Source organism: Lysobacter claricitrinus (assembly GCF_045866565.1).
Classification (GTDB): domain Bacteria; phylum Pseudomonadota; class Gammaproteobacteria; order Xanthomonadales; family Xanthomonadaceae; genus Cognatilysobacter; species Cognatilysobacter claricitrinus.
Map to the genome: position 1 here is coordinate 1 of NZ_BAAFZV010000014.1, position 4468 is coordinate 4468.

Genomic DNA, 4468 nt, shown 5'->3' on the forward strand with positions numbered 1-4468 from the left:
ATGGGCCCTAACACCTGAGTTAAGCCGCGCCGCGAAGCGGCGTCGGCTTGGACGAATTGTTAGCTGCCAGCTACGCGGCGCAAGACGGCGTCGGCGTGGAGTGCAAATTTGCTCGAGACATTTTCCAAGGGCAGATCGAGATTGTTGACCACGCGGGCCCACGCGATGAGCAGTTCCTCCTCCGACCGCGGTGAGGCAACGATCGACCAAGACTCGACCCAGGTTCCATCCTCGTCGGAAGCAGAGTCGGTGGCGTAGATCACCGCGTTTGTCAGCGTGCGGTTGACATGGAACATGCCGGGTTTCGCCTCAATCCATTCCTCATTCTCACGTATCCAGACGTGTGCCTCGTCGCCCTTAAGATCCACACGCAGGTCCATTACGTCTCGCGGCGCCTCGCTGAGCGTAAGGCTGCCCTCCCACGAGCCATCAAGGGCGCCGACAAGCCGCTCGCCGTTTGGAGATGCGGCTGCGGCAGTGGCGACTATCGCCAGCAACAGGAATACGACCACTGCCTTTGCTTTTCGGATCACCAGTCACTCCTTTGGCAGCTAACACCTGAGTTAAGCCGCGCCGCGAAGCGGCGTCGGCTTGGACGAATTGTTAGGCGGCACTTGCGATTTTGCGAGTCCCACCCGCGGGAGCTGCCCGGGTTCAATCCAGGAATTTCCACGTGTCCGCGCCATCAAATCGCCGGACAGTGACCGACGCTAGCAGCGCGGGTTCAAAGTTGCGAAGGTTCACCCCGTGGCGAGCGCCGGGCGTGCGTTCGATAGGTTCCCAATGCGTGGCGATGCCGCAGTTCTTGCAGCGGAAATTGCTCAGGCTGCGGTCACCCCACACGTAGCTCTCCGTGTTCTCCGGATGACCCTGGATAGAGACGGTGCCGAGCTCGTAATAGGCCCAGATGCCTCCCGTGCGCCTGCACAAGGAGCAGTTGCAACTCGTGGCAGTTTCTGGCGCCGACGGAAGGCTGAGGCGTACAGCTCCACAGTGGCAAGAACCACTCAGCGAAAGAGGCTGTTCGTTGTTCACGCGACGCGTCTCCCTGCCTGTGCCGCCTAACACCTGAGTTAAGCCGCGCCGCGAAGCGGCGTCGGCTTGGACGAATTGTTAGGCGCCGGCCGAGATATTTCGATACCGGTGCCAGATGTACCAGGCCGCCGAGTAGAACGCCCACGCGGCGAACAACGTGCTGAGCGGCAGCCACGGGCTGGACGGCAAATCGTACGTAACGGGCTCACCGGGCGGAAGCAGCGCGGTGATGGCAAACGTGGGCCACGCAAGAGCGACCACTGCGGCATTGAGTTGCGCTACGGCGCAGAGCAGTGCCAAGCCATACGTTCCAGCCGCGATGAGCCCGCCGACCAGCAGCGCTTTCCGAACCGGACGGGCCGATGCGGACCCGGTGTGCTTTGTGCCGCGGATGCCCATCAGTTTGTTCCGACGCCTAACACCTGAGTTANNGGACGAATTGTTAGGCGTCACCTACGGACACACCGGCTTGCCTGCTTTCGGCGGCGGGCTGGAGTACGCGAAAGTGCCACCGCGGCAGAGCGCGTAAACGAAATCTACGCGACCCGGTGAGCCGGCGGCAGCATGGAGCTCCTTGCCGGACGGATCTAGAAGGCGGACGGTTGGCTTGCCCGATGTATCCACCGCCATTTCGACGACCTGATGCTCTGGGAGCTCCATGGTGCGTTTCTGCCCCGCAGGAACGCTTTCATCAAAGCGTACCGCAACAGTCCCGCGCTCCATGAAAGAACCTACAAACGTGACCGCGTCGCTGGCCTGGGCGAGCATGAGCGGGAGGAGCGCGAGACTGGCAAGAGCAAGACGCTTCATGTTGCCTCCACTGGCTGGGACAGTTTGTGTGACGCCTAACACCTGAGTTAAGCCGCGCCGCGAAGCGGCGTCGGCTTGGACGAATTGTTAGGCCTGCCCCGTGGGAGCCGCCACGTACACATGTACCTTACCGTCGCCGGGATGGTGCAGCTGAGCAATAAGGCGCGTTTCGGTGCCTGCGACTTGCAGCATGTGGACACTCAAGAGGTTCCAGATCAGCTCAGCCCACTCACGGACAGGACGCCCGAGATTTACCACGCGCGGCTCCGGACGGTAGGGGTTCCAGGTGTGCAAGACACCGCTTGTAGTGTCATACAGAACTTCGAAGTCTTGGCGAGAGAGCCGCGGGCCTTCAGCAGGAATTGTTAGGCCGCGACCGACTTGCGCCAGAACGCGACCGCCGCACCACCAGCAAACATGGCAACTAGCAGGCGAATAGAGACACTAAACCAGAACGCGACAGGCCGCGCGGCGAGTTCAATGACATCAGGCCCGCGGGCGCCACCATCTATGGCACCAGTTAGCGCCGCTCCTACGAGCGCCGCAAGAACCAGCCCCGATAAGGCGGCTAGCGCAACCGCCACGAGAAAGTGCTTTACGGATCTCCGCGCTGCCATTCGCATCTTTCGCGGCCTAACACCTGAGTTAAGCCGCGCCGCGAAGCGGCGTCGGCTTGGACGAATTGTTAGGCCTTAGCGGATCCATGTCAGCGTTTGGCCGAGATAGCAGTTGCCCCGCATGGCCAAATGACCGGCGCTAACGGATGTTTCGAAATAGCGGACCTGATCCCCGGGCCGAAGCCCCGCCCGAAGCTCCGGCCAGCCGAGCTCGCCGGAAGCTTCCTGTTCCACCGACGTAGGCGGCACGGGTTGGCCAAGCTTAACGACGTTCTTCGGGACGGAAGCACACACGAAAGGTTCAACGGCACGCTCAGGCGTGGACCAGCGGACGTAGCCGCTGACAGCGAGCGCTGCTAAGCCAGCCAATGCAGCGCTGAGCGCGGCGACGCGACGAGCCTTTGGTTCGAGTGCCATCAAGGTTGGTCTAAGGCCTAACACCTGAGTTAAGCCGCGCCGCGAAGCGGCGTCGGCTTGGACGAATTGTTAGCCGCCTACGTACTCAACAGCCGTACGAGACAGCGCCCCGTTGAGAACGATAACGGCCATTTCGAGGTCACGGCCGCGGTCTCCTGCAAATGTGACCTTCGTATAGCTCCGACGGACTGACTCCACCAACTTGTCGATCTTGCGCTCGAGGTGCGCCATATCTCTTCCGTGAGCTAGCTCATTCCTTGCGGCGTTGAGATTCTCGATGCAGTTCCACATCTGAGTGTCGGTACCGTCGATGGCTTCGGCGAGCTTTAGCTTGCTGAAGAACGACATCCGCGCCTCGCGCGCGGTATCGGGATTCTTGCAGACGGATGCAATGATCTCTTCAAGAAGCTCCTCCGCCAGAAGATGGCTTTTGAGCAAGCAGATTGCGTAGGGGTGATCTTGCTCATAGCGCTCGAAGAAGCGATCCATCCGCTCTTGAGCTATGGCAGCTAGATCTCTATCCATGGCGGCTAACACCTGAGTTAAGCCGCGCCGCGAAGCGGCGTCGGCTTGGACGAATTGTTAGGCCCCAGCCGAGCTTCCGAGCGGTGCCTGCTTGCCATGGTAGCGCTCGAACGCAGCGAGTACCGCGCCTGGTAGCTCCGGTGCATCGGGCTCGTGGACGCGAAGCAGTGGCTCAAGCCAAGACGCAACAAGGGCAAAGTGTTCCGGCCATGCAGCAACGAGTTCCGCTGCCGAGATGCGAGCTGCATGGGTGTGGTAGCCGACACCGGACCAAACCCAGAACGGGCGCGCCGGGTCCTGCGGCGCCAGGTCCACGCCGATGAGTTCGCCAGACGGCGTTGGGTCTTTAGCCAGCTGGTAAGTGATCTCACCCATGGGGCCTAACACCGGAGTTGACCCGCGCCGCGAAGCGGCGTCGGGTTGAACGACTAGTTAGAGCCCACACGGCCTGGCCGCGCGTGCCCGAACCTCCCGATGCGAAGAATGCCACGGCTCGCATCCGCGAGGCGCTAGAGCGCGGAGGCGCAGACGACGGCGTGCGATGACGCACGGGCGCCACGGCGAGATAGAAGGCTTGCGATAAGGATGTTGAACCCAAGCGCGGAGCCACAAGGTGCCGCCCGGACGAGCGAGGCAATGACGCCGCGAGTAACCACTGTGACTTCTAGGAAGAATCGGTGGTGGGCGCTAACACCGGAGTTGACCCGCGCCGCGAAGCGGCGTCGGGTTGAACGACTAGTTCGACGCGAGACTACCGCAAAGCACCGTGCGACCGAAGGCGAGGAACGGGGCAGGGCGCCGCGGGATGCCGCCGGATACGCCACGCGCGAAATTGCCCCCAGACCAAACAAGAGACGCCCCGCCGGATGCGGCCGAAGCAAAGACCGAAGGCGGGCAGCTGCACCGTGCCGCGAGATGCCGCGAGCAATTACAAGCACGTTTCTGTTGCCGGCTGCAGCGAGGCGCAGCGTGATCTTTCCGGAGCTGCTGCGAAAACAGCCGAGGCAGCAGACGGTAGGGCAGCGTGTATGTCACCCAACCACCAGAACGAAATGCTGCAGGCG

The 4468-nt window shown here is 62.0% G+C and carries 7 protein-coding genes; 1 reads left to right on the forward strand and 6 read right to left on the reverse strand.

Features of this window, described 5'->3' with window-relative positions:
• Positions 1-59: 59 nt before the first annotated feature.
• The 6 genes from ACKTTN_RS14630 to ACKTTN_RS14650 all read right to left on the reverse strand — a co-directional run bounded on the left by ACKTTN_RS14630 (position 60) and on the right by ACKTTN_RS14650 (position 3779).
• Positions 60-533, reverse strand: a complete 474-nt coding sequence (locus ACKTTN_RS14630; protein ID WP_407910639.1) for a hypothetical protein — start codon at positions 531-533, stop codon at positions 60-62.
• A gap of 121 nt (positions 534-654) precedes the next feature.
• Positions 655-1068 carry a GFA family protein gene (locus ACKTTN_RS14820; RefSeq protein WP_456237289.1) on the reverse strand — a complete coding sequence of 138 codons (414 nt, stop codon included), beginning with the start codon at positions 1066-1068 and terminating at the stop codon, positions 655-657.
• Positions 1069-1113: 45 nt separating this feature from the next.
• On the reverse strand, positions 1114-1434 hold the full coding sequence (locus ACKTTN_RS14635) for a hypothetical protein (protein WP_407910640.1): 321 nt from the start codon (positions 1432-1434) through the stop codon (positions 1114-1116).
• A 54-nt stretch (positions 1435-1488) separates the two neighbouring features.
• On the reverse strand, positions 1489-1845 hold the full coding sequence (locus ACKTTN_RS14640) for a hypothetical protein (protein WP_407910641.1): 357 nt from the start codon (positions 1843-1845) through the stop codon (positions 1489-1491).
• A 1103-nt stretch (positions 1846-2948) separates the two neighbouring features.
• Complete coding sequence (locus ACKTTN_RS14645) at positions 2949-3368, reverse strand: hypothetical protein (RefSeq protein WP_407910642.1); 420 nt, start codon at positions 3366-3368, stop codon at positions 2949-2951.
• Between the two features lie 93 nt (positions 3369-3461).
• Positions 3462-3779 (reverse strand): hypothetical protein, encoded by a 318-nt coding sequence (locus tag ACKTTN_RS14650; protein ID WP_407910643.1) that lies wholly within the window; start codon positions 3777-3779, stop codon positions 3462-3464.
• 491 nt (positions 3780-4270) lie between these two features.
• Here ACKTTN_RS14650 and ACKTTN_RS14655 point away from each other — a divergent pair.
• Positions 4271-4468: hypothetical protein (locus tag ACKTTN_RS14655; RefSeq protein WP_407910644.1), on the forward strand; the 198-nt coding region annotated here is incomplete at its 3' end.

What these genes read in the sequence shown, in the direction of transcription:
- ACKTTN_RS14645 (WP_407910642.1), bottom strand. Translation starts at nt 3,368, where the DNA reads ATGGATCGCTTCTTCGAGCGCTATGAGCAAGATCACCCCTACGCAATC.
- ACKTTN_RS14640 (WP_407910641.1), bottom strand. Translation starts at nt 1,845, where the DNA reads ATGAAGCGTCTTGCTCTTGCCAGTCTCGCGCTCCTCCCGCTCATGCTC.
- ACKTTN_RS14650 (WP_407910643.1), bottom strand. Translation starts at nt 3,779, where the DNA reads ATGGGTGAGATCACTTACCAGCTGGCTAAAGACCCAACGCCGTCTGGC.
- ACKTTN_RS14635 (WP_407910640.1), bottom strand. Translation starts at nt 1,434, where the DNA reads ATGGGCATCCGCGGCACAAAGCACACCGGGTCCGCATCGGCCCGTCCG.